21 protein-coding genes are annotated in these 23,494 nt (G+C 71.7%); 5 read left to right on the top strand and 16 right to left on the bottom strand.

Translation table 11 applies throughout. The annotated features are described in order from the left end of the window. Nucleotides 1-14 precede the first annotated feature (14 nt). The 7 genes from ABZ953_RS16700 to ABZ953_RS16670 form a co-directional block, all read right to left on the bottom strand. Nucleotides 15-1,127 (bottom strand): type III polyketide synthase, encoded by a 1,113-nt coding sequence (locus ABZ953_RS16700; RefSeq protein ID WP_361723446.1) that lies wholly within the window; start codon nucleotides 1,125-1,127, stop codon nucleotides 15-17. Between the two features lie 115 nt (nucleotides 1,128-1,242). After that, entirely contained in the window at nucleotides 1,243-1,407 is a 165-nt protein-coding gene (locus tag ABZ953_RS16695) for a hypothetical protein (protein WP_361723443.1), read from the bottom strand. 50 nt (nucleotides 1,408-1,457) lie between these two features. Beyond that, nucleotides 1,458-2,681: a beta-ketoacyl-[acyl-carrier-protein] synthase family protein gene (locus tag ABZ953_RS16690; RefSeq protein WP_361723440.1), complete on the bottom strand. Its 1,224-nt coding sequence runs from the start codon at nucleotides 2,679-2,681 to the stop codon at nucleotides 1,458-1,460. After that, nucleotides 2,671-2,940 carry an acyl carrier protein gene (locus ABZ953_RS16685; protein ID WP_361723437.1) on the bottom strand — a complete coding sequence of 90 codons (270 nt, stop codon included), beginning with the start codon at nucleotides 2,938-2,940 and terminating at the stop codon, nucleotides 2,671-2,673. The genes ABZ953_RS16690 and ABZ953_RS16685 overlap by 11 nt, the downstream gene beginning before the upstream one ends. A gap of 557 nt (nucleotides 2,941-3,497) precedes the next feature. After that, nucleotides 3,498-4,034, bottom strand: a complete 537-nt coding sequence (locus ABZ953_RS16680; protein WP_361723580.1) for an isoprenylcysteine carboxylmethyltransferase family protein — start codon at nucleotides 4,032-4,034, stop codon at nucleotides 3,498-3,500. A gap of 27 nt (nucleotides 4,035-4,061) precedes the next feature. Then, nucleotides 4,062-5,600: an MFS transporter gene (locus ABZ953_RS16675; protein WP_361723434.1), complete on the bottom strand. Its 1,539-nt coding sequence runs from the start codon at nucleotides 5,598-5,600 to the stop codon at nucleotides 4,062-4,064. Between the two features lie 209 nt (nucleotides 5,601-5,809). Then, nucleotides 5,810-5,971 (bottom strand): hypothetical protein, encoded by a 162-nt coding sequence (locus ABZ953_RS16670; protein WP_361723431.1) that lies wholly within the window; start codon nucleotides 5,969-5,971, stop codon nucleotides 5,810-5,812. Between the two features lie 222 nt (nucleotides 5,972-6,193). On the opposite strand from ABZ953_RS16670, the gene ABZ953_RS16665 reads away from it, so the two are divergent. After that, entirely contained in the window at nucleotides 6,194-7,711 is a 1,518-nt protein-coding gene (locus tag ABZ953_RS16665; protein WP_361723428.1) for an FUSC family protein, read from the top strand. 98 nt (nucleotides 7,712-7,809) lie between these two features. Next, the gene (locus tag ABZ953_RS16660) at nucleotides 7,810-8,859 is read left to right on the top strand and encodes a lactonase family protein (protein WP_361723425.1); all 1,050 of its coding nucleotides are present in this window, start codon (nucleotides 7,810-7,812) and stop codon (nucleotides 8,857-8,859) included. Between the two features lie 102 nt (nucleotides 8,860-8,961). Here ABZ953_RS16660 and ABZ953_RS16655 read toward each other — a convergent pair whose 3' ends face one another. From ABZ953_RS16655 to ABZ953_RS16615, 9 genes are all read right to left on the bottom strand, one after another. Further along, on the bottom strand, nucleotides 8,962-9,906 hold the full coding sequence (locus ABZ953_RS16655; protein WP_361723422.1) for a hypothetical protein: 945 nt from the start codon (nucleotides 9,904-9,906) through the stop codon (nucleotides 8,962-8,964). A 95-nt stretch (nucleotides 9,907-10,001) separates the two neighbouring features. Beyond that, on the bottom strand, nucleotides 10,002-11,018 hold the full coding sequence (locus ABZ953_RS16650; protein WP_361723419.1) for a BadF/BadG/BcrA/BcrD ATPase family protein: 1,017 nt from the start codon (nucleotides 11,016-11,018) through the stop codon (nucleotides 10,002-10,004). Then, nucleotides 11,015-11,692 (bottom strand): uracil-DNA glycosylase, encoded by a 678-nt coding sequence (locus tag ABZ953_RS16645; RefSeq protein ID WP_361723417.1) that lies wholly within the window; start codon nucleotides 11,690-11,692, stop codon nucleotides 11,015-11,017. The genes ABZ953_RS16650 and ABZ953_RS16645 overlap by 4 nt, the downstream gene beginning before the upstream one ends. Before the next feature lie 33 nt (nucleotides 11,693-11,725). Further along, the gene (locus tag ABZ953_RS16640) at nucleotides 11,726-12,811 is read right to left on the bottom strand and encodes an exo-alpha-sialidase (protein WP_361723414.1); all 1,086 of its coding nucleotides are present in this window, start codon (nucleotides 12,809-12,811) and stop codon (nucleotides 11,726-11,728) included. 193 nt (nucleotides 12,812-13,004) lie between these two features. Next, nucleotides 13,005-13,910, bottom strand: a complete 906-nt coding sequence (gene mmuM, locus ABZ953_RS16635) for a homocysteine S-methyltransferase (protein ID WP_361723411.1) — start codon at nucleotides 13,908-13,910, stop codon at nucleotides 13,005-13,007. Then, on the bottom strand, nucleotides 13,907-15,952 hold the full coding sequence (locus ABZ953_RS16630) for an ABC transporter ATP-binding protein (RefSeq protein ID WP_361723408.1): 2,046 nt from the start codon (nucleotides 15,950-15,952) through the stop codon (nucleotides 13,907-13,909). Before ABZ953_RS16630 ends, mmuM begins: the two co-directional genes overlap by 4 nt. A 15-nt stretch (nucleotides 15,953-15,967) precedes the next feature. After that, a complete protein-coding gene (locus tag ABZ953_RS16625; RefSeq protein WP_361723405.1) occupies nucleotides 15,968-16,873 on the bottom strand; it encodes an ABC transporter permease in 906 nt (301 codons plus the stop codon). Then, on the bottom strand, nucleotides 16,870-17,829 hold the full coding sequence (locus ABZ953_RS16620) for an ABC transporter permease (RefSeq protein WP_361723402.1): 960 nt from the start codon (nucleotides 17,827-17,829) through the stop codon (nucleotides 16,870-16,872). Before ABZ953_RS16620 ends, ABZ953_RS16625 begins: the two co-directional genes overlap by 4 nt. Then, nucleotides 17,826-19,667: a peptide ABC transporter substrate-binding protein gene (locus ABZ953_RS16615; RefSeq protein ID WP_361723399.1), complete on the bottom strand. Its 1,842-nt coding sequence runs from the start codon at nucleotides 19,665-19,667 to the stop codon at nucleotides 17,826-17,828. Before ABZ953_RS16615 ends, ABZ953_RS16620 begins: the two co-directional genes overlap by 4 nt. Nucleotides 19,668-19,891: 224 nt before the next feature. Between ABZ953_RS16615 and ABZ953_RS16610 the strand changes: the two genes are divergently transcribed. From ABZ953_RS16610 to ABZ953_RS16600, 3 genes are read left to right on the top strand one after another with little or no spacing between them, the layout of a single operon-like run. Further along, the gene (locus ABZ953_RS16610; protein ID WP_361723396.1) at nucleotides 19,892-21,082 is read left to right on the top strand and encodes an ROK family protein; all 1,191 of its coding nucleotides are present in this window, start codon (nucleotides 19,892-19,894) and stop codon (nucleotides 21,080-21,082) included. Beyond that, a complete protein-coding gene (locus ABZ953_RS16605) occupies nucleotides 21,079-22,665 on the top strand; it encodes a M81 family metallopeptidase (protein ID WP_361723394.1) in 1,587 nt (528 codons plus the stop codon). The genes ABZ953_RS16610 and ABZ953_RS16605 overlap by 4 nt, the downstream gene beginning before the upstream one ends. Next, the gene (locus ABZ953_RS16600; RefSeq protein ID WP_361723391.1) at nucleotides 22,662-23,477 is read left to right on the top strand and encodes a transporter substrate-binding domain-containing protein; all 816 of its coding nucleotides are present in this window, start codon (nucleotides 22,662-22,664) and stop codon (nucleotides 23,475-23,477) included. Before ABZ953_RS16605 ends, ABZ953_RS16600 begins: the two co-directional genes overlap by 4 nt. Nucleotides 23,478-23,494: the final 17 nt, after the last annotated feature.

Raw genomic sequence — 23,494 nt, 5'->3', positions numbered from 1 at the left:
TGGCGGGCAGCCCCCTACCAGCGGAGGAGGACCAGTTCGATGGCGAACCCCGGCCCCATGGCGGCGACCAGGCCGGGTGCGTTCGCGGGGGGCGGCGTTTCCATGGCCGCGTGCAGGATGTCCAGTACGGAGACGGACGAGAGGTTGCCCCGCTCGGCCACGGAGCGCCGGGTGAGCTCCAGGGCGCCGGACTGCAGGCCCAGGGCCTCCTGTACGGCGGTGAAGACCTTCGGACCGCCACCGTGGATGATCCAGCTCGCGACCTGAGGTGGCGTCAGCTCGTGCCGGGCGAGGAGGCTTTGGACGGCTGAGGGCAAGTGCTTCTCTGTGAGCCTCGGGATTTCGGGCGACAACAGGATCCGGAAGCCGTGGGAGCCGATGTCCCAGCCGAGCACGTCCTCGGTGCCGGGGACCAGCAGGCTGTGGGTGTCCACCAGCTCAGGCCCGGCACGGCCACCGTCCACGTGGGCTCCGACGGCCACGACGGCGGCCGCGCCGTCCCCGAAGAGGCTGCCGGCGACGATGTTCGCCACGGAGCCGTCCTTGCCCTGGTACGTCAGTGTGCACAGTTCCACGGCGAGCAGGACGGCCACGTGGCCGGGGTGGGCCAGTAGGTAGTCATGGAGCCGGGCCAGACCTGCGGCGCCTCCGGCGCAGCCGCTGCCGAACAGCGGGATACGTCTGACGTCCGGCCGCAGCCCCACCCGGTGGGCGAGTCGAGCCTCCAGCGACGGCACGGCCAGCCCGGTGACGGTAGTGCTGATCACCGCGTCGACTTCCTCCGGCTGGACGCCTGCGGTGCGCAGCGCGCCGATCAGCGCCTCTTCCCCCAGGCCCATGGCGGTGTCGAGCCAGACATGATTCCGCTCGGTGAAGTCCTCCCGGCCGGTGAGAGCGACGAGCTTCTCCAACGGCAGGGACAGCGAGCGGGTCTCCACACCCGAGCTGGTCTGGATCTTGCGGAGTACGAGAGCGCCCATCTCGGATTCCAGCAGCGTCGTGCCGGCCATGGCGGCCAGGATCTCTTCCTGCCGGTATCGGTACGGCGGGAAGGCCGTCTGGATCGCCACCACCTGCGGTGCGGCGGCAGCCGACTGCCGGGTGCGGTCGTGTGTGGTCTGACGCATCGACATCAGCTTCCGCCCTTCTTCACAGGTGCAGTGGTCAACAACGGAACTTGGTACGGGCCGGAGCCCACCAGTTGGCCGGGCCAAGTGCCGCCATGACGGCGGGCGGATGTCATCAGCCGGCCGGCGTCTTCATCATCGCGGTGGTGCCACCCCGCGCACCCCGGACGCGGGCCTCGCGCTCACGGCCGGTGCGTTGCGAAACGGCCAGGAGCACATCGGGCGAGAGCACGCCGAGCCGCTCTGCCTGCCGTCCGGCGCGCGTCCCCTCCGCGTCCATCCGTGGGCCTCCGTCTTGTATCCGGTCCGGACGCTGCGTCTGGCCGCCCCCTAGGAAGCTGTGAACAGCAGAACGGCGTTCTGGCCGCCGAAGCCGAAAGAGCAGCTGATCCCTGCGCCGCCGTGCGTGGGGCGGGGAGGCCCGGTGACGATGTCCAGCTTGTGGTCCCCGTCCTGGCCCTCGAAGTTCGCCACCGGCGGGATGGCCGCATGGCGCAGCGCGAGAACCGTGTATGCCGCCTGGATCGCCCCGGCCGCCCCCAGCGCGTGCCCGATCACGCCCTTGGACGCGGTGACCGGCGGTCCGTCGTCACCGAAGACGCGGACGAGCGCTCGTGCCTCGGCCGCGTCGTTCAGTGGGGTAGAGGTTCCGTGGGCGTTGACATGGCCGACGTCTCCCGGCTCGCATCCGGCGTCGGTGAGAGCCGTGCGGATGGCGCGGACCGCACCGTCGCCCTGTGGGTGCGGGGCGATGGGATGGTGCGCGTCGGCGCCGGCACCGTAACCCCGCAGGAGCGCCAGGACGGGAGCCCGGCGGCCCCGAGCCGCACAGGCGCGTTCGAGGACGAGGACGGCGGCGCCCTCGCCCAGGACGAAGCCGTCACGCTGCGCGTCGAACGGCCTGCTGGCCAGGGCCGGTTCCGCCCCACGCCGGGACAGCGCCCGCATCCGCGTAAAGCACGTGGCCGTCATGCGTGAGCGAGCCGACTCGCTGCCGCCCGCCAGCACGATGTCGCAGGTCCCGGACCGCAGCAGGTCCCGGGCCACTCCGATCGCGGTGGCACCCGACGCGCAGGCGCTGGCGGTGGTGAAGTTGGGGCCGCGCACGCCCAGGTCGATGGCAACCTCGCCCGCGGCCATGCTCGGCACGCTGCGCGGGAGCGCAAGCGGCGAGACCCGCTCCGGCCGCCCAGCGCCGAGGTGGCCGAACTCGGTGACATATGTGCTCAAACTGTTCGATCCCACGCCCAGTACGACACCGACTCGTTCCGCTTCCCAGGTACGACGGTCGAGGCCCGCGTCCGCGACAGCCCGCCGGGCGGCGACGAGGGCGAACTGGATGAAGCGGTCCGCGCGCCGCGCCGACGCCCGGCCGAGTTCCGTCTCGGCGTCGAAGTCCGTCACCCGGCAGGAGAAATCGACCGGCAGTCCCGCCAGGCCGGGATCCGTCGCGGCCAGCGAACGCCCCCGGCACAGGGCCGCCCAGTTCGCCTCCACGGTATGCCCGGCCGGAGTCACCAGCCCCAGTCCGGTGACCGCGATCTCAGCGCGCATGCTCGAACGCCCGAGCCGCCTCGCTCAGGGTCGAAGACGGGCGCAGGTCCAGGGCGTTCTCGGGCAGGACGAGCCCGTACTCCTCTTCCGCCGCCACCACCAACTCCATCAGCGACAGCGAGTCCAGGCCCAGACTCTCGAACGTCGTCCTGCCGGAGAGCTCACCGGCAGCCGCGCTTACGTTGAAGTGGCCGGTCAGCAGGGCCACCAACTCCTCGGGTAGAGCCGACTCCGCCGCGCTTTCCGTCGCCTGCCTCATGCCTGGTCTCCTGTTTCCTCGCTGCGAGCGGCCGTGCGGCGCTGCCCGCGTCCATCCGTCCGCAAACGTCACACGCGCGGGAAGCCTGCGGCTTGAGCCACTCCGCTGCCGCACCAAGCAGTGTGAACACCAAGCTGTGTGAACGTCGACGAGGGCTGTAGGGAACGGTTGGTCACTCGTTGGAGGTTGGTGATCGACCGCAAGGGCGCGCGAGAGGTGGCGCTGACGCCTCAAGATCATCACATTGCCGGGCATGAAGGCGGCAGGGCGGCAGTTGCGCATGCCTTGCCGGGGAGCTGGACGCGGTCGGCATCAGGGCCACCATTGCCTGGGCCGGGTCCATTGCCGACGAGGCCATCGAGAGAGCGGGCCTACAGCGCCGGTTGCCCCTGCGCGCGATCTATTCCATAGCGCTGGCTCACGGGACAGGGGGCGGCTGGCGGCTACCCCGTATCAGCACACCGGTCGTCCAACGGCACTCGACGGCCTCGCAGTCGTGTGGGAGCGGTCCTTGATCCGGGCACGCCTGCCCGGCAGGGCTGCCCCGGCATCCCGCGTCACGTCGCGGGATGCAGCACCCGGTCCTCCAGGCGCATACGCACCGTCAGCAGGGCCGCGTTGGCCGCGGTGAACACCAGCGCGGTCACCCAGGCGCTGTAGACCAGGGGCAGCGCGAGCCCCTCCACGATCACGATGAGGTAGTTCGGGTGACGCGTCCAGCGATAGGGGCCGTCCGTCACCAGAGGCAGGCCCGGTACGACGATCACGCGCGTGTTCCACCGCGGGCCGAGCGTGTGCACGCACCAGCCCCGCACGACGTTCGCCAGGACGACCGCGATCAGCGCGGGCCAGCCCAGGGCGGGCGTGAACGCGCGGGGGACCAGGGCGACTTCGGCCAGCATGCCGACGACGAGGCCCACATGGAGTGCGACCATCACCGGATAGTGGCCCTGCCCGTACTCGACGCCTCCGCGGGCGGCGGCCCAGCGCGCATTGCGGCGCGCCACCACGAGTTCGAGCAGCCGCTCGGCGACGAGGGCCGCGAGCAGGAGAAGCAGCCCTGTTGGCAGGTGGACGGAGCCTGGATCGATCATCACGGCAGGGGGTCCTCTCTGAGGTGCTCAGTCCGGCGGCGCCGGCCGCTGCGGGGTACGTACGAGGAGACAGGCGGCGACCGCGATGACTGCCGCCACCGAAGCGAGAGCCACCGACATGCCCTTCATGAGCGCCTCCTTGACGCTCGTGGCGAGAAGCGCGCCCTGCGGGCCGATGCGGCCGGCGACCTCGAGGCCACCCACCGGGGAATGGCGGACGACCTCCGCGGCAGGCTCCGGGAGGCGCGAGAGGTCGGGCAACGAGGAGCGGTAGTGGCCGGCGAACAGCGAACCCGTCAGCGCGATGCCGATCGCCGCCCCCGCCTCGCGGGTGACGTCGTTCATCGCGGAGGCGACCCCCTGCTGGTCGCGGGGCAGTGAACCGGTGATCGCCGAGGTGCCGACGACTCCGGTGAGCCCGATCCCCGGTCCGGCGAGGACGAGGCTGCCCAGGAAGGGCAGATAGCCGGAGTCGATGTCGATGAACGACAGGGTGAGCAGCCCCGCGCCGAGCAGCCCCAGTCCGCCGATCAAGACCGTGCGCATACCGGCCCGGACCGCCAGACGAGGCGCCACCTCCGACACGACGGCGACCACCACCGCCACGGGCACCAGGGCCAGTGCGGACTTCAACGGGCTGTAGGCGAGGACCAGTTGCAGATACTGCAATCCGACGAAGAAGAAGCCGAACACGGCCATGAACTGCACGGTGAGGGCCACCGCCCCGGCCCTGAACCCCTGGTTGCGGAAGAGCCGCGGATCCAGGAGCGGGTCTTCGGTGCGCATGCCGAGGACCACGTACGCGGCTCCGGCCACCACGGTGACGGCCATCGCCACCAGGACCACGGGGCGGCCCCAGCCCGCGTCGTTACCCTCGATCAGCGCGTACACGAGCCCGGCGGGTGCGAGCGCCGTGCACACCGCACCCCCGACGTCGAACCGGCGCCGGTGCTCGCTCTTGGTCTCCGGTGCGAGGAACGCCGCGGCAAGGCCGACGCCCAGGGCGGCCACGCCGCCCGAGACGAAGACCGACCGCCAGGTGAACCAGCGCAGCAGCACGCCGGTGGCGAGCATCCCCAGGACCATGCCGACCGCCGCGCAAGCAGCCCAGGCGGCGACGCCCTTCTGTCGCTGCGCATCGGGCAGGACAGCGGTGATCGTGGACAACGTGCCTGGCATGATCATGGCTGCTCCCACCCCCATCACCGCACGCCAGGTGATCAGCGCAGTCGTCCCCGACGACTCGGCGGCTGCAAACGCCGAGGCGCCGAGCACGACCGTGCCCGCGATGAGCATCGTGCGTCGGCCGATCCGGTCACCGAGCGCGCCCAGTGGAAGGACCAGTCCGGCCAGGGCCAGTACGTATCCGTCGACGATCCAGGTGAGCGAGGCGGTGGACGCGTTGAGGTCGGCAGCCAGGTCGGGCAGCGCGAGATAGGGACTGGACATGGACGCGGTGACCAAGGTCAGCGCCAGACACATCGAGAACAGCGCGCTACCTGGCTTCACCGCGCCCTCGTCGGGGGCACCGCGCCCCGAGGTCTTCGAGTCGAGGGCGTCGTTCATCGGACGCACGTCCCTCGGCGCGGCATGCGCGCCGACGGCCGGACAGGGCGGGAGGAATCTGAGGCGATCACCCGACAAGAGGTACCGGTCCGGCCGGTCCTGCACGGGCACCGTCCTACTAAAGCCGCACGTGGAATGCGGTTGGTTGACTATAAGTAACCGATCGAGTGAAAGATCGTTTCCATTGCTGCCCGCTTCGGCGGCCCGCTCTACCGGGGACTGTTCGCCGACACCCTCGCCCTGTTCCCCGACGCGCCGCTGCTGCGCGCGCTGAAGGTGACGTCCTGACCGGCCTCGGACCCGACGGCGAGCAGGCGCGCGAACGCCTCGGCGTGCACCTTGCGGCCGAGGGCCGGTGACTGGGCGAGCACCCCCGTAGGGCGATCATGGGACCGCTAAACGGGCTGAACCATTGGCCCGCACTTGGTTCACTGCCAGGCCCATCAGGTGTGCCATTGGCGCAGTCGGAGCGGTTCCAGTTGAGCCATGGGCTGGTGGGATGGTGTGATGTGGGTGTCGATGGCGCTGCGGATCTCCGTGGCGCCTTTTCCATGCGGGCAGGTTGTGTCGTACGCGGAAGGGGCGGGGAAGCCGTGCTGAAGAGGGTGTTCGTGGCGCCGGATCCGGGGCGGACGCGGTTGCGTTTCGCGTCGCGGGCCGTGCTCGGCATCGCGTTGGCGGTGGCCGTGTGCGGTGCTGTCGGGCATTCGCTCGTGGCTGCCGTCACCGGTGGGCTCGCCGCGTTGCTCGCCCTGTTCACGGTGGGTGACGTGACGGTGCGGGGGCAGGCAGTGACCACCGCTCTGCTGCCCGTGGTGGGGTTTCCCGTACTGGCACTCGCGGCTTTGCTGCACGACGTGCCCGTGGCCCGGGACGTGGCTTTCCTCGCGGTGATGGGGGCGGGCGTGTACGCCCGGCGGTGGGGGCCGCGCGGGCACTCGCTCGGGGTGTTCGCATTCATGATGTTCTTCGCGACGCAGTTCCTGCACGCCACACCCCACCAGCTGCCCGAGCTGTTCGCCGCCGTCCTCCTTTCGCTGTGTGCCTCGTCGGCCGTGCGGTTCGGGGCGTGGTGCTATGAGCGGCGGGTGGCGGGCATCACCGTCGTCGCGCCGCCGGCCGGGCGGGGCCTGGCCCGTACGACCACGCGGCAGGCCGTGCAGGCCATGGCGGGCGGCGCCTTCGCGCTGGCCGTCGGGCAGGTGCTGTCCGGCGAGCGGTGGTACTGGGCCGTGGGTGCCACGTGGTGGGTGTTCGTGAACACCGCGTCCAGTGGGGAGACCCTGGTGCGCAGCTTCCGGCGCGTGCTCGGCACCGTCATCGGCATCGGCGTCGGATTCGTCGTCGCGGTGCCGTTGCACGGCGCGCCCGTCCCCTCCGCGATCGTCGTCGCCGTCAGCGTCTTCGGCATCTTCTACACCGCCGCCGTGTCCTATACGTGGATGATGCTCGCCGTCACCGTGATGGCCGGGGTCCTCTACGGCCTGCTCGGCGTCCTGAACCCGGGCCTGCTCGCGCTGCGCGTCGCCGAGACCGGCGCCGGGGCGCTCGGAGCGGTCCTCGCCGTCCTCCTCGTCCTGCCCGTCACCACGCACGCCACCACGAACGCCTGGATCGAGCGCGCCCTGCGCTGCGTGCACGCCTGCACGGCCGAGGCCGCCGCGCGGCTCGCCGGCTCCGCCACCGCCGACCCGGCGCCCCGGGTGGCCGAGCTGGAGCAGCTCCTGGGCAAGGTGCGGTTCTCGCTCGCGCCGCTTGTGCACCCGGGCAGCCCGCTGCGCGCCCGCAAGGAGCGCGCCCGGCAGGTGCTCGCGCTGCTCGATGCCTGCGCCCGCGAGGTGCGCGGGCTCGCCTCGGTCGCCGCGGACCCCGAGGCCTCGCACGACGACCGGCTCGCCGCCGCCTGCTGGCGCGTGGAAGCCGCTGTGGAAGCGCTCACCGCACCGGGGGAGGGGCGTGGCCCGGCCACCGACGCCCTCGCCGCGCCGCAGGCCGCCGGGGCCGAGCCGGTCCTGGCCCATCTGCACGGCCTGGAGAAGGCGCTCGCCGAACTGGCGGGGCCTCTGAGCGTCTCCACCCGGACCCCGCTCCGTACCCCACTGGGAGCCTGATCCCGGCCTCCGGGGGCCGTCTGGTCTAGACCGACTGCTAGCGTCGGCCGCATGAGCGGCGTCACATCTGTGGCGCCCGGGTCGAGAGGGGACAAACAGTGGTCGTCGGCAGGCAGGCGGGGCAGGCGGGACGGGCGTACATCGGATCCTTCACCGCGGCCGGGGGGCGCGGTGTCCTCGCCGCGGACGTCGATCCCGACACCGGCGCGCTGACTCTCGTCGGCGCCACGGACGCGGTCGCCGATCCTTCCTACCTCGCGCTCTCCCCCGACGGGGAGACGCTCTACGCGGTCAGTGAGACCTCCGACGGCGCCGTCGCCGCGTTCCGCACCGCGCGAGGCGTGCCCGAGCCCGCGGGGCGTCCCGTGCCGGTCGGCTCGGCCCCCACCCACCTGGCGCTGTACGGCGGCCACGTCCTCACCGCCAACTACCGCTCGGGCAGCGTCACCGCCGTGCCGCTGCGCGCCGACGGTGCCCTCGCCCCCGCTCCGGCGAGCGAGCTGCCGCACACCGGCTCGGGCCCGCATCCGCAGCGCCAGCAGGGGCCGCACGCCCACCAGGTCGTCGCCGACCCGAGCGGCCGCTGGGCGGTCAGCGTCGACCTCGGCACCGACTCCGTGCGTGTCTGCGCGTTCGGGGAGAGCGGGCTGACCCTGCACCGCGAGGTGGCGCTGCGTCCGGGGTCAGGCCCGCGGCACCTCGTGTTCCACCCGCGTGGCGACCGCGCGTACATCCTGAACGAGCTCAGCCCCACCCTCACCGTCTGCGCCTGGGACGCCGCCGACGGTGTTCTCAAGCCCCTCAGCGAGCTGCCGATCCTCGTGGCGGCCCCGGACGGCGACACGTACCCCTCGGAGGTCGTCGTCGCGCCCGACGGACGCTTTCTGTGGACCGCCACGCGCGGCCCCGACGTCATCTCGGTCATCGCCCTTGACGAGTCGGGCGACGAGGCGCGGCTCACCGCCACCGTGCCGTGCGGCGGTCACTGGCCGCGCGACCTGGCCATCGACCCGGCGGGACGCCACCTGTACGCGGCCAACGAGCGCTCCGGGGACGTCACCTGGTTCACGATCGACCAGGAGACGGGCCTGCCGGGCCGGAAGGGCTCCGTCGCGGCGCCCGCGGCCTCCTGCGTGATCTTCGGCTGAGGCCCGGCCGCTGAGGGCCCCGGCCCCTGTGGCCTTCGGCTGCGCACGACGACGGGCCCGCCCCCACATCGGGGCGGGCCCGTCGCCGTACGTGCCGAAGGTTCAGTGCACCGGCGCGCCCGAAGGCTGCTGCGGCGTGATGCCGAGCGTCGTCGTGTACTTGGCGAGCGCCAGCTTGCCGATCGCCGGGTAGGGGCCGAGCGGCTCGGCGACGGAGCAGCCCGCGTCCTTCGCGGCCGCGTCGAGCAGGCCGGTGTCGAGCTCGGGGCCGATCAGGTACGGCGCGAGCGCCAGCTGCGCCGAGCCCGAGCCGCGCAGCTGCTCGGCGGTGGCCGCGATGGCGCCCTCCTCGTCGAGCGCGGCGGCCATCACCGGCACCGCGAGGCGCGCGGCGAGCAGCATGCCGGTGATCCCGGCGGCCTGCACGGCCTCCTCGCCGCCGACCGTGGCGAGCACGATGCCGTCCGCGGCCGTCGCCACGGTGAACAGGCGGGCGCGGTCGGCGCGGGCGAGGCCGGCCTCCGACAGGCGCACGTGCAGCGCCTCGGCGAGCAGCGGGTGGGGGCCGAGCACGTCGGCCAGCTCAGCGGCGGTACGGCTGTCCATGACGGCCTGCCGGATGCGGCGCATCAGCGCGGCGTCGGGGCCCGCGAGCAGCGGCACGACGACGGCGACGGGGCCGTCGGGCTCGGCCACCTCGGCGCCCGCGGCACGGGCCCGCTCGACGCGGGCGGTGCGCTCGGCGGCCGCGTGCGCGAGCACGGACTGCAGCGAGGGGAACTCGGGGAAGGACGTGACGGTGGCGTCTTCCTCACCGTCGATGTAACCGATGCGGGCGTCGAGACCGGGCAGCTCGGAGCGGGCGATGCTCACGACTTCCTCGGCGAGGCTGCGCGTGGTGGTGCTGGGGGCGCCCGGCACGGCGAGAACAAGTGCGGGCGCGCCTTCAGGAGCCGCGACGGGCTCCGGACGGCGGTGCCGGCCCGGCTGACGGGGGCGCGGCATTCGTACAGGCAGGCCGGATGCGGGCCCAGTGGGGGAGCTCATGCGCCCGCATGCTACTGGCTTGCGGGCCTTCCCTGTTCGGGGAGGGTGCGGGTGGGCGGTATAAGTCCGTTTTTGTCTGATGAATTACGTAGAGGTCAACTGTCGCCTTGTCCGTGGACGGAGAGCATGCGCACGTCGTGCGGCAACCGCAGCCGGTCGGCGGCGATATCGACCGCTATGCGCAGCGCGCCGTCCAGCGGGTCGCCGGCCGCGGGGACCCGCCGCGCGTGCGGCAGTTGATCCGCGAGTTCCTCGTACAGGGGTGCGAGGAGAGGGGGGCCCAGCTTGAGCAGGCCGCCGGTGAGCGCGACTTCGCCCGGCTCGGCGCGGGGGCAGACGGCTGCCGCGGCCTCGGTGATGTGCCGGGCCGCGGCCCGCAGGATGCCGTCCGCCACGGGGTCCTCCGCGGCGCAGTCGGCCACGTCGGGCGCGAAGGAGGCGAGGACGGCGGTCCGGTCCGGGCGCGGGTAGAGCTGAGCGGGCAGCTCCGTCAAGGCGCCGAACTTCTCCGTCGCGCGGGCGAGGAGCGCCTTCGAACCGCCGCGCCTGCCGTCGTGCGCCCGCATCGCCGCTTCGAGCCCGGCGCGGCCGATCCAGGCGCCCCCGCCGCAGTCGCCGAGCAGGTGCCCCCAGCCGTCGGCGCGGTGCCAGGCGGTCAGGTCCGTGCCGATCGCGATCATGCCGGTGCCCGCGGCGACGACCGCGCCGGGGCGGTCGCCGAGCGCGCCCATGTACGCGGTGACGGCGTCCGCGGCGAGCGCTGTGCGGCGTACGCCCAGGGCCCGTTCGAGCGCGGACGGCAGCTCGGCACGGAGGTCGTCGCCGAGGGTCGCGAGGCCCGTGGCGCCGATGGCGGCCGCCGTGATCCGGCCGCCGCCCGCCTGCTCGAGGAGAGCCCGCGCCATGGGCAGCAGTTGCTCCAGGAAGTGTCCGGCGTCGATGCCGCGCGGGCCGGTGCGCACCGGCCCGGCGGAGCGCACCGGGGCGGCGGGGAGTACCGAGTCGGGCGGGCGCACCGGGTCGGGCCGGTGCGCGTCCCGCGTCACGTGCAGGGCGGCGCGCAGCCCGGAACCGCCCGAATCGACGCCGAGGACGAACTCGCCGGGGGTCACGGCAGCCGCCAGTCCACCGGCTGCGCTCCTTGGCGGACCAGCAGGTCGTTGGCCCGGCTGAACGGGCGCGACCCGAAGAAGCCGCGGTCGGCCGACATCGGCGACGGGTGCGAGGACTCCACCGACGGCAACGGCCCGAGCAGCGGCCGCAGATTGCGCGCGTCGCGCCCCCACAGGATGGACACCAGGGGCTTGCCGCGTGCGGCGAGCGCCCGGATGGCCTGTTCGGTGACTTCTTCCCAGCCCTTGCCGCGGTGTGCGGCGGGCTTGCGCGGGGCGGTGGTGAGCGCCCTGTTGAGCAACAGGACGCCCTGGCCGGTCCACGGCGTGAGGTCGCCGTTCGACGGCGCGGGCACTCCCAGGTCGTCGCTCATCTCGCGGTAGATGTTGATGAGGCTGCCGGGCAGCGGCCGCACTTCGGGCGCGACCGAGAACGACAGTCCCACCGCGTGACCGGGTGTGGGGTAGGGGTCCTGGCCGACGATCAGGACGCGGACGTCGTCGAAGGGCTGCTGGAACGCGCGCAGGACGTGCTGCCCCGACGGGAGGTACGTGCGTCCCGCGGAGATCTCCGCACGCAGGAAGTCCCCCATCGAGGCGATGCGTTCGGCCACCGGCTCCAGGGCCTTGGCCCAGCCTGGTTCGACGATTTCATGCAAGGGTCGTGGTGCCACGGCGTCACCCTACTGCCGTAGTGGTGGGGTCGATCAACCGATGGCCGCGGCCCGCACGCAGAGCACGTCCGGCAGGTGCGAGGCGAGCAGTTGCCAGCTGTCGCCGTCGTCCGCCGACGCGTACACCTCGCCGTTGCGATTGCCGAAGTAGAGGCCTGCCGGGTCGCAGCCGTCGCTCCCCATCGCGTCCCGCAGGACCGTGCCGTAGTGATCCTCCTCGGGCAGGCCCGCGCTCAGGGGCTCCCAGCTCTTGCCTGCGTCGGACGTGCGGTATACGCGGCATCGGTGGTCGGCGGGGACGCGGTCGCTGTCGGCGGTGATCGGGAAGACGTACGCCGTGCCGCCCCGGTGCGGATGCGCGACGATCGTGAAGCCGAAGGTGGAGGGGAGGCCCTCGCCGATGTCCGTCCAGTGCGTGCCCGCGTCGTCGCTGCGGTACACGCCCCAATGGTTCTGCAGATACAGGCGGTCCGGGTCGGCCGAGTCCCGCGCGACCTTGTGCACGCACTGCCCGAACTCGGGGTTCGGGTCGGGCAGGAACACGGCGGAGACGCCCTTGTTGGCCGGTTCCCAGCTCTCGCCGCCGTCCCGTGTGCGGAACACCCCTGCCGTCGACACCGCGACCGTCACCGTGCGCGGGTCACGGGCGTCGGTCAGCACCGTGTGCAGGCCCTCTCCGCCGCCGCCCGGCACCCACTTGGAGCGGGTCGGATGCTCCCAGAGGGGACGGACGAGGGAGAAGGACTCGCCGCGGTCCTCCGAGCGGTAGAGCGCGGCGGGCTCCGTGCCCGCGTACACCACGTCCGGCTCGGCGGCCGACGGGTGCAGCTGCCACACGCGCTCCAGTGAGGCCCCGGTGTCCTTGGGGAACTTCACGGCCGGTTTTGAAGGCTCCGTCCAGGTGCGTCCGAGGTCGTCGGAGTGGAACACGGAGGGGCCCCAGTGCGCACTGTCACCGCCGACGAGGAGGCGGGGGGTGGGGTCACGGGTGTCGATGGCGACGGAGTACACCGCTTGCGCGTTGAAGTACGGGCTGTCGTCGAACTTCCAGGCACCGCTTCGTCTGCGGCCGATGAAGAGGCCTTTGCGGGTGCCTACGGTCAGGACGATGTCGGCCATGCCGACCACCTCCGGGACGTCGTTGTCTCAGGTACCGGCCAGTCTGCACCCAGCCACTGACAGTCACCCCCGGGAGCGGTGTCCGCCCAGGTCAGCGCGGGTGTCTCAGGCCTGGCACGGCAGGTTTCAGGCCCTGCACAGCAGGTCTCAGGTCGCGGCACAGCAGGTCTCAGGTCTGGCGCGACAGGTGCCCTCAGCCCGCCGTCCCACCCCGCGACAGCTCCGCAGCGACCTCCGCGACCGCCCCCGGACCCACCCGGCAGCACCCGCCGATCAGCCGCGCCCCCGCCGCCCGCCACGCGGTGGCCTGTCCGGCCCCGAACCGGGCGGGCCCGCGCCAGGAGCGGGCCGCGGCGTCCCACGCCTCCCCGCTGTTGGGATAGACGATCACAGGCTTCCCGGTGACCCGCGCCGCGAGCGCCACCGCGGCGTCGGCGTCCCTCGGGTCGCAGCAGTTCACGCCGACCGCCAGGATCTCGTCCGCGTCGGCGGCGAGCGCGAAGGCCTCCTGGAGCGGCTGTCCCGCGCGCGTGCGCTCGCCCGCCACGCTGTACGAGAGCCAGGCGGGGACCCCGAGTCCGCGGACCGCCCGCAGGAGCGCCCGCGCCTCGTCGGTGTCGGGGACCGTCTCCAGGGCCAGGACGTCGGGCCCCGCCTCGGCAAGGGTTTCGAGCCGCGGCCGGTGAAAGCGCTCGAGGGCGTCCACGGACATGCCGTACCGCCCCCGGTACTCGGAGCCGTCGGCGAGCATCGCCCCATAAGGCCCTGCCGACGCGGCCACCCACACCTCGCGCCCGAGCCCCGCGCCCGCGCGGCGCGCCAACTCCACGCTCAGGGACAGCAGTTCGCGCGTGCGGGCCGCGTCGATGCCGTGCCGCGCGAACCCCTCGTACGTCGCCTGATAGCTCGCGGTGACGGCGACCTCGGCGCCCGCCTCGTAGTACGCGCGGTGAGCGGCCTCGATCGCCGCGGGATCGTCGGCGAGCAGCCGTGCGGACCACAGGGCGTCGCCCAGGTCGTGACCGGCGGCCTCCAGCTGGTTGGAGAGGCCGCCGTCGAGCACGACCGGGCGCAGGGCAAGGGCATCGGCGAGTCTCACACCGCCGACGCTAGCCGAGGCGCGGCGAGAGGGAAGTGGCAGGCCACCTGGTGTCCCGCGCCATTCACCGTGCTGACCTGGGGTTCGGTCGTGGCGCACACGTCCTGGGCGAGAGGGCAGCGGGTCCGGAAGCGGCAGCCCGACGGGGGCTTCGCCGCGGACGGGGTCTCGCCCTCCAGGGGCGTGCGGGCGGCGCCGGAGGCGGCCTCGGGGTCGGGCAGGTTGACCGTGTCCAGGAGGCCGCGCGTGTAGGGGTGCAGGGGATGTGCGTACACGCGCTCCGCGGGGCCCGACTCCACGAGCTTGCCCAGGTACATCACGCCGACGGTGTCCGCCAGATGGCGTACGACGGCCAGGTCGTGCGAGATGAACAGATACGTCAGGCCGCGCTCCCGCTGCAGTTCGCGCATCAGGTTGAGGATCTGCGCCTGCACGGACACGTCGAGCGCGGACACCGGCTCGTCGGCCACCACCAAGTCGGGGGAGAGCATCAACGCCCGTGCCAGGCCTAGGCGTTGACGCTGACCGCCGGAGAACTCGTGCGGATAGCGGTGCACGGCGCCGCGCGGCAGGCCGACGGCGTCGAGGAGCCCTGCGACCAGCCTCTCCCGCTCGGCGCGGTCGCCGACGCCCTGGATGACGAGGGGTTCGCGCAGGATCTCACCGACCCGCATGCGTGGATCCATCGCGGCGGTGGAGTCCTGGAACATCAGCTGGACCCGGCGCCGGTGCGCGCGCCGCTCGGCCCGCGACATCCGTGCCGGGTCGGCGCCGTCGAACCGCACCGCGCCGCCGGTCGGCTCGTCCAGGCCCGCGACGATCCGCCCGAGCGTCGTCTTCCCGCAGCCGGACTCGCCGACCATGCCGAACGTCTCGCCCTTGCGGATCGTCAGTGACACCCCGCCGACCGCGCTGACCGTGCCCCGGCTGCGCGAGAAAGCGCCGCTCTTCAGGGGGAACTCCTTGACCAGCGAGTCGAGTTCCAGCAGGACGTCACCGGGGGCATCGGCGGTGGGGACGGTCGCGGGCGCCACGACCTCGTCCTCGGAAGCCGCCGCCTCCGGCACCGGATGGAAGCACGCGAACCGGTGCTCCGCCCCTTGCGTCTCGTCGTCCACGAGCTGTGGTTCCTCGGTGCGGCACGTGTCCGTGGCGAAGGTGCAGCGTGGCGCGAAGCGGCAGCCCGTGGGGCGCACCGCGAGGTTCGGCGGCAGGCCCGGGATGGTGTGCAGTTCGGTGCCGCTGTCGGCCGCACGCTCGGGCAGCGCGGCGAACAGGGCCTCGGTGTAGCGGTGGCGCGGGCGCGCGAACAGGCCGCGCACGTCGGACTGTTCGGCGACCCTGCCCGCGTACATCACCGCGACGCGGTCCACGCGGTTGGCGATGACGCCCAGGTCGTGGGTGACCAGGATCATCGCCATGCCCAGGCGGGTGCGGAGATCGTCGACGAGCTCCAGGATCTGGTGCTGCGTGGTCACGTCGAGGGCTGTCGTCGGCTCGTCCGCGATCAGCAGCTTCGGCTCGCAGACCAGGGCCATGGCGATCGCCACGCGCTGGCGCATGCCGCCGGACAGCTGGTGCGGGTAGGCCTTCATGCGCTCGGCGGGCTGGGGCATGCCGACCAGGCGCAGCATCTCCTGGGCGCGGGCCCAGGCCTCCTTCCGCGTGATGCCGTCGCGGTGCAGGAGCAGCGGTTCCGCCACCTGGGCGCCGATGGTCATCGTCGGGTTGAGGGAGGTCAGCGGGTCCTGGAAGACCATGCCGATGGTGTTGCCGCGGACGTCCTGGAGGACGGGTGCGGGGGCGGCCGCCAGGTCCTGCCCGTCGAACAGGACGCGCCCGCCGGTGACGTGGCCGCCCGGCGGCAGCAGGCCGAGGACGCTGAGCGCGGTCATCGTCTTGCCGCAGCCCGACTCGCCGACGATGCCGAGGGCTTCGCCTGCGGCCAGTTGGAGGCTGACGCCGTCGAGGGCGTGGACGGTGCGCTCGCGCGAGGCGATGTCGACGCGCAGGTCGTCGATGGAGAGGAGGGGCTCGGTCATCTGTCGTGTCTCCTGTTACTTCCGCAGCCGCACTTCGAACGCGTCCCGCAATCCGTCACCGATGAAGTTGAATGCGGCGACGACAAGCACGATCGCGATGCCCGGCGGGAAGATCAGCCACCAGTAGCCGTTCTGGGTGTAGGTGATGCCGGCCGACAGCATCGATCCCCAGTCGGCCGAGGGCGGCGGGATGCTCAGGCCGAGGAACGCGAGGTAGCTGACGTAGAGGATCGCGTCGGCGATCTGGAACGTGCAGTTGACGATGACGGTGCCGATCGCGTTCGGCACGATGTGCTTGAAGACGGCCCGCACACCGCCGCCGCCCATCATCCGCATGGCCTGCACGTACTCGCGGTTGCGCAGGGACAGCGACTCGCCGCGCACAAGACGGGCCGGGGACAGCCAGGCCACCGACGCGATGATCATGATGAGGACGCCCTTGCTCGGCGTGATGATCGCGGCCACCACGACGAGCAGGAACATCGCGGGGATGGCGAGCGCCGCATCCGTGATCCGCATCATCGCGGCGTCGACCCAGCCGCCGAAGTAACCGGCGATAGCGCCGTAGACGGTGCCGAAGAGCGTGGCGAGGAGGCCGGCCGCCAGACCGATCTCCAGCGAGGTCTGCCCCGCGACCATCAGGCGGCCGGTCATGTCGTAGCCGAGATCGGTGGTGCCGAGGAGGTGACCGGAGCTGCCGGGCGGCAGGTTCGCCTGCGACAGGTCGGTGTGGACCTGCTCGGTGTCGTACACCAGCGGGCCGAGATAGCTGAACGCGAGCAGCAGGAGCAGCACGACCACGCCGGTCAGGGCGAGCTTGTTGCCGGTGAAGACCTGGAGCGTGCGGCGGGCCAGCGAGGGCGTGGCCCGCGCGGCGTCCTCATGGCCCGGCGCGGTGTCAGGGACGACCGTGGTACTCATGCCACGCTCCGAATCCGGGGGTCGAGGACGGCGTACAAGACATCGGTGAGCAGCGAGCCGACGACGGTGGCGACCCCGACGACCAGCGTCACGCCGAGCAGTACGGGGAAGTCGGAACCCTGGGCCGCGTTCCAGAACAGCAGCCCCATGCCGGGGTAGTTGAACATCGACTCGACGACGAGGGCGCCGCTGAAGAGGGTCGGGAGATAGAGGCCGAGGAGCGTGGCGAGGGGGATCAGCGCGTTCCGCAGGACGTGCCTGACCATGATCCGGCGGTTCGACTGGCCCTTGGCCATCGCCGTGCGGACGTATTCCTCGGTGAGGTTGTCGAGCACCGCCGAGCGCATGTAGCGGCTGAACATCGCGATGATGCCGAAGGCCATCGTCACCACGGGCAGGACCAGCCCGGTGAAGTCGCCGAGCAGTTCCCCGATCGTCTCGCCCTGTGGCGCCTCCGCCGGGAAGACCGGTATGACCTGCGCGAACAGGATGATCATGATGAGGCCGAGGAAGAACACCGGCGTCGCGTACATCAGGAAGGCGAGGCCCGTGAGGGCGTAGTCCGACGCCTTGCCGCGCCGCACGGCCTGCACGAGACCCAGTGGCACCGCGATGACCACCGCGAGCACGGTGGAGAGGACCGTCAGGAGCAGCGTCTTCGGCAGGCGCTGCTTCAGCAGGTCGAAGACGGGCGAGTTGAGCTTGAAGGACTCGCCGAGGTCCCCGGTGAGCAGCCGCTTCAGATACATCAGGTACTGCATGGGCAGCGAACGGTCGTACCCCTGCTGGTGGTTGAAGTGCTCGATCTGCTGCGGGGTGCCCTTCGGGCCGAGGATGGCGCGCGCGGGGCCGCCGGGCAGCAGGTGCAGGAGCACGAAGACGATGATCGAGACGAGAAAGAGGACGACGATCGCCTGGAGGAAGCGCTTGGCCAGAAAGCCGGTGAAGCCGGTCACTTCTCGGCCCCCTTCTTCTTGACGTAGTACCAGTGCTGGGGAGCGAAGGTGACGGTCGGGTTCTGCGAGATGCCGCGCAGGTCGTTGCGGATCACCGAGACCTGGTACGCCGGGTTGGGCATCCACATGACGGGCAGCTGCTCCGCGAGGTACTCGCCGTACTCGTGCACGGACTTCATGTCGGGGGAGTACTGCACGCCCCGGATGATGCGGTCCGCCTTCTTGTCGCTGTAGTTGCCGAAGTTGGCTGAGGCGCCCGTCGAGAAGAGCAGCTCGCCGCTGGGGTTGAGCGGGTAGTACCAGCTGCCCGCCGTCCCGAAGAAGGACATGTCCCAGTCGCAGCCCGAGTCCTTGGCCTTGCACGGTACGGAGTTGCCGAGGACGGAGTTCAACGGCTGCTGGCGGACGGTGAGTTGCACACCGGCCTTGGAGAGCGACGACTTCAGCTCCTGCATCATGTTCGTCGTCTCGGTCGACCCCGACTGGGAGAGCAGGGTCAGTTCGAGCGGGGCGTCCTTCCCGATGCCCTTGCCGCACTGGTCGGCGCCCGTGCCGGGACGTACGCAGCGTGCCGTGCCGTCCTTCGTCCGCCAGCCGTGCCGCGCGAGGAGCGCCTTGGCCTTGCCGACGGAGAACGGGTACTGGTTCCGCGCCATCTTCTCGGACAGGTACTGGCTCTTGGGAGTCACCGGCACCGGACCTAGCGTCGGTGTGGCGCTGCCCTGCCAGATGACATCGCTCATCGCCTTCTGGTCGACGAGGTGCTGCATGGCCTGGCGGATGTAGAGCTGGTCCATCATCGGGCCGCCGTGCGCGGAGTTGAAGTTGTAGACGATGTAGGTCGCCGCCCAGCCCTCCCAGGGGTCGACGCGGTACCCCTTCTCCTCGAACTTCTCCTTCTGCGCCATCACTGACGGCGGGATGTAGCCGTAGTCGACACCGCCCGAACGCAGCACGTTGTACTCGGAGTCGGCCGTCGTGAAGGGTTTGAAGACCACCTTGTCGAGGTGCGGCCGTTCCGACTTCGGTCCGGTGAACTTCTCGTTCGGCACGATGGTGACCTGACCGCTGTCACGCCAACCGGCCAGCTTCCACGGGCCGTTGACCGTTTTCCAGAGCGGGTCCGAACCGTACGAGCCGAGGCTCTTGGCGTGCCGGGTCAGCCGGGCGAAGACCGCCTTGGCGCCCGCGGGGGTGCGGTCCCAGTCGCCGGTCTTCCCGCCGTCGGTCTTGGCGTCCCAGGCGTGCTGGGGCATCGCCCGCAGCAGGGTCAGTTGATTGGCGGTGAACCAGTCGGGGTTGTACGCGCGGGTGAGGTGCAGCCGCACGGTGTGGTCGTCGAGCGTCTCGAACCGCTTGACGTTGTCGGGCATCGTGCCGACCGAGTAGCTGCCCCAGTCCGCCTTGTTGGCCTTGACGAGGTTGAACCAGAACTCCAGGTCACGGGCGGTGACGGTCTTGCCGTCCGACCACTTCACGCCCTCGCGCAGCGGCACGGTCACGGTCTTGTTGCCGTCGCTGTACTTCGGCTTCAGGCCGAGCGTGCTGGGGCCGTGGGTGGTCAGCTCGCCCTTCGCCTTGTCCTGCACGGGGTCGTAGACCGGCATGAACATCAGCGAGTAGATCCCGTAGTTGTACGAGCCTCCGTAGCCGGGCGCGCCGATCGGGAAGATCCAGTTGGGCGTCGCGGCCGGTGGCAGCGCCATCGTGGCCGTGCCGCCCTCGACGGGGGTGCCGCCGGTAGGACCCATGTCGATGCGGCCGCCCTCGCGGGTGCAGCCGGTAAGGGCCGCCGCGAGAAGGAGCAGCGCGGCCGCCGCGGACCTGAATGAGCGCATGGCGATGGGCCTCCAAGGGGTACGGGGCCGGCCCGTACCGGAGAACGACGGGGCAGCGCCCGAACGCTAGGCCGGAGGTGAAAAACAAGTCAATAGCTTCATTCGGCAAGAAGAAGAAAAGCGGGAAGGTCTGGCCAACCTGGTTCGGTCGGACTTAGTGTTCGTGCTGACATCGAAGGAACTTGCCGAAGCAACCATCCGGCAGGGAAGTAACTGGGGGCGCCATGACCGGAACACCACTCGGCGAGCCGGGCTCGGCGCAGCACATCGTGCACCTGGTCTCCTCAGGCGTGGCCACGTCCCGCGCCGACCTCGTACGAGAGCTGGGCTTCGCCCCCTCGACGGTCTCCCTGCGGGTGCAGGAACTGGTCGACGCCGGGCTGCTCTCCGAGTCCGGCGAGGGCGCCTCGCGCGGCGGCCGCAGGCCCAGGCTGCTGCGGGTCGCCGCACGGGGCGGCGTCGCCGTCGCCGCCGACATCGGCAGCCACCACGCGCGCCTCGGCGTCGTCGACCTCGGCGGCACGGTCCTGGACGCCGTCGACCTGCCGCACGACATCACCGCGGGCCCCGAGTCCGCCGTCGACTGGCTCTGCGCGCAGGTCGGCGAACTCGTCGCACGTCAGGAGGGTGAGGGCCGGGCCGTGCGCGGGTTCGGCGTCGCCTTCCCCGGCCCCGTCCAGCCCGCCACCGGCCGCGTCCTCAGCCCCTCCCGCATGCCCGGCTGGCACCGCTACCCGCTGCGCGACGTCCTCGCCGGACGGCTCGGCATCCCCGTCACCGTCGACAACGACGCCACGATGATGGCCGTCGGCGAACACCGCGTCGCCCGCCCCGGACTCGACCACCTCGTCGTCGTCAAGGCCGGTCGCGGCATCGGCAGCGGCATCATCTCCGCCGGCCGTCCGCACGACGGCGCCAACGGCAGCGCGGGCGACATCAGCCACGTCCGCGTCGACGCGGCGGGCGACCGGCCGTGCAGTTGCGGCAACATCGGCTGCCTGGAGACCGTCGCCAGCGGCGCCGCCCTGATCAGGGAACTCGCCGCGCAGGGCGTCGACGTGGCCGACACCGCCGATCTGCTGCGGCTCGTCGCGGACGGCGACCCGCAGGCCACCACCCTCGTCCGCACGGCGGGACGGCACATCGGCACCGTCCTGTCCGTCGTCGTCAACTTCTTCAACCCGCAGGCCGTGGCCCTCGGCGGCGTCCTGGCCACCGCCGAACCCCTGGTCGCCGCCGTGCGCGGCGTCCTCTACGAACGCTGCCTGCCCCTCGCCACGGCCGACCTGGAGATCACCACCACGGTGACGGGCGTCGACGCGGGCCTCCTCGGCGCCGGTCTCACCGCACTCCGCCACCACCTGCCGACCTCTCCGACGGCCCCCGCACATCAGGAAGAGAGCGCACCCGCATGACCCCCTCCGTGAACCGTCGCCGCCTGCGTATCGGCATCGGCGGCATCGGCATCGAGTCGTCCACGTTCTGCCCGCACCGCTCCACCGTGGACGACTTCCGCCAGACCCGCGGGCAGGACCTCCTCGACCGCTACACGTGGACGCGCGCGGACTCCGACCTCGCCGACACCGTGGAATGGGTACCCCTGCTGCACGCGACCTCGCTGCCCGGCGGCCCCGTGGAAGCGGAGTCGTACCTGACCCTGAAGGACGAACTCGTCACCCGCATCAGGGCGGCGGGCCCCCTGGACGGCCTCGTGTACGACATCCACGGCGCGATGAGCGTCGTCGGACTCACCGACGCGGAGGCCGACCTGACCGAAGCGGTGCGCGCCGCCCTCGACTTCGTGGGCACCCCCGACGGCAGGAGCCGCCCCATGATCTCCACGGCGATGGACCTGCACGGCAACGTCTCGCGCCGCTTCGCCGAACCGGTCGACCTGCTCACCGCCCACCGCCTCGCCCCGCACGAGGACGCCTGGGAGACTCGCGAGCGCGCCGCCCGCAACCTCGTACGCTGCCTCCTCGACGGCACCCGCCCGCACCGCGCCTGGGTCCAGGTCCCCGTCCTCCTGCCCGGCGAGAAGACCAGCACCCGCCTGGAGCCCGCCAAGTCCCTCTACGCCTCGCTCGCCGAGACCGAGAAGCTGCCCGGCATCCTCGACGCCGCCCTGTGGGTCGGCTACGCCTGGGCCGACGAGCCGCGCTGCAAGGCCGCCATCGTCGTCACCGGGGACGACGCCGAACGCGCCGCGGCCGAGGCGGAGAAGCTCGCCCGCCGCTACTGGGACGCCCGCCGCGACTTCGTCTTCGTCGGACCCACGGGCTCCGCCGAGGAGTGCATCGACAAGGCGGTGGCCTCGGAGGCACGGCCCTTCCTGATCAGCGACTCGGGCGACAACCCGACGGCGGGCGGCGCGGGCGACCTCGCGTACATGCTGGGCAAGCTCCTCGAGAACGACGCCGTACGTGCCGGGCGGGTCACCGCCGTCCACCCCGGCATCACCGACCCGGCCGCCGTCGCCCGCTGCTTCGACGCGGGCGTGGGCACCGAGGTGACGCTGAGCGTCGGCGGCAAGGTCGACGCGCAGCACGGCGGGCCGTACGAACTGACGGGCACCGTCGTCGCGTTGCAGCGCGCCACCGACCAGAAGGACCGTGCGGAGGGCGGCGCGTACGACCGCGGCGTCGACATGGCCGCTGTCCGCCGCGGGGGCCTCACCGTGATCCTCGTCGAGCGCCGCAAGCCGTTCCACACCCTGGCCGACTTCATGGGCCCCGCCGAGGGCGGGCTCGGCATCGACCCCCGTACGTACGACCTCGTGGTCGTGAAGATCGGCTACCTGGAACCCGAGCTGCACGACATGGCGGCCGACTGGCTGCTCGCGCTCACGCCCGGCGGCGTCGACCAGGACCTGCCGCGCCTCGGCCACCACCGGGTGGAGCGGCCGCTGTACCCGTTCGACGAGGACGCGTACGCCGGTACGACCCCCGACCTGACACCGGCCCGGCTCTCTCCCCTCTCGCAGAGGAGCTCCCTGTGAAGCGTGCCGCCACCCTGTCCGCCCTGGTCTGTCTGCTGGCCGTCACCGCCGCCGCGCCCGCGTCACCGGACGCGGCCCGGCGGCCGGACCGGCACCAGGGGACCCTCCTCGACTCCGTCCCGAAGAAGGGCGTACTGAAGGTCTGCACGACCGGCGACTACGCGCCGTTCACGAAGCTGGACCCCACCGACGGCACGTACAGCGGCGTCGACATCGAGATGGCACGGGACCTCGCGAAGAGCCTCGACGCCCGACCGAAGTTCGTGGCCACGACCTGGGCGAACCTGACCAAGGACGTGGCCGCCGGGCGCTGCGCCATCGGGGTCGGCGGCGTCTCCATCACCCTGCCGCGCGCCCGGCAGGTCTACTTCAGCGAGCCGACGCGCGAGGACGGCAAGACCCCCATCGTGCGCTGCGCGGACAAGGGCAAGTTCGGCGCGGGCACCCTGAAGGACATCGACAAGCCCGGCACGACGGTCGTCGTCAACCCCGGTGGCACCAACGAACAGTTCACCCGCGCCCACATCAAGCAGGCGACCATCAAGCCGCACCCGGAGAACACCACGATCTTCCAGGAGATCGTCGATGGCCGGGCCGACGTGATGATGACGGACGCGAGCGAGACGCTCTACCAGTCGAAGATCCACCCCGAACTGTGCTCCCTCCACCCCGAAAAGCCCTTCACCTTCTCGGAGAAGGCGTACGCGACGCCGCGCGGCGACGACGAGTTCAAGGCGTACGTGGACCAGTTCGTGCACCTCGCCACGCATGACGGGACGTACGCGAAGTATGAGGCGGAGTGGATGAAGTGAGTGCGGAGGGCCGGCCG

It is taken from the genome of Streptomyces sp. NPDC046465, assembly GCF_040646035.1.
Classification (GTDB): domain Bacteria; phylum Actinomycetota; class Actinomycetes; order Streptomycetales; family Streptomycetaceae; genus Streptomyces.
Note: the sequence above shows the minus strand (reverse complement) of the source record. Positions and strands in the feature narration are given on the sequence as shown.

Excerpts from the sequence above, each read along its gene's own strand:
- ABZ953_RS16655 (WP_361723422.1), bottom strand. The coding sequence starts at position 9,906 with ATGAGCTCCCCCACTGGGCCCGCATCCGGCCTGCCTGTACGAATGCCG.
- ABZ953_RS16630 (WP_361723408.1), bottom strand. The coding sequence starts at position 15,952 with ATGACCGAGCCCCTCCTCTCCATCGACGACCTGCGCGTCGACATCGCC.
- ABZ953_RS16615 (WP_361723399.1), bottom strand. The coding sequence starts at position 19,667 with ATGCGCTCATTCAGGTCCGCGGCGGCCGCGCTGCTCCTTCTCGCGGCG.
- ABZ953_RS16625 (WP_361723405.1), bottom strand. The coding sequence starts at position 16,873 with ATGAGTACCACGGTCGTCCCTGACACCGCGCCGGGCCATGAGGACGCC.
- ABZ953_RS16605 (WP_361723394.1), top strand. The coding sequence starts at position 21,079 with ATGACCCCCTCCGTGAACCGTCGCCGCCTGCGTATCGGCATCGGCGGC.
- ABZ953_RS16640 (WP_361723414.1), bottom strand. The coding sequence starts at position 12,811 with ATGGCCGACATCGTCCTGACCGTAGGCACCCGCAAAGGCCTCTTCATC.
- ABZ953_RS16685 (WP_361723437.1), bottom strand. The coding sequence starts at position 2,940 with ATGAGGCAGGCGACGGAAAGCGCGGCGGAGTCGGCTCTACCCGAGGAG.
- ABZ953_RS16675 (WP_361723434.1), bottom strand. The coding sequence starts at position 5,600 with ATGAACGACGCCCTCGACTCGAAGACCTCGGGGCGCGGTGCCCCCGAC.
- ABZ953_RS16690 (WP_361723440.1), bottom strand. The coding sequence starts at position 2,681 with ATGCGCGCTGAGATCGCGGTCACCGGACTGGGGCTGGTGACTCCGGCC.
- ABZ953_RS16610 (WP_361723396.1), top strand. The coding sequence starts at position 19,892 with ATGACCGGAACACCACTCGGCGAGCCGGGCTCGGCGCAGCACATCGTG.
- ABZ953_RS16700 (WP_361723446.1), bottom strand. The coding sequence starts at position 1,127 with ATGCGTCAGACCACACACGACCGCACCCGGCAGTCGGCTGCCGCCGCA.
- ABZ953_RS16695 (WP_361723443.1), bottom strand. The coding sequence starts at position 1,407 with ATGGACGCGGAGGGGACGCGCGCCGGACGGCAGGCAGAGCGGCTCGGC.
- ABZ953_RS16680 (WP_361723580.1), bottom strand. The coding sequence starts at position 4,034 with ATGATCGATCCAGGCTCCGTCCACCTGCCAACAGGGCTGCTTCTCCTG.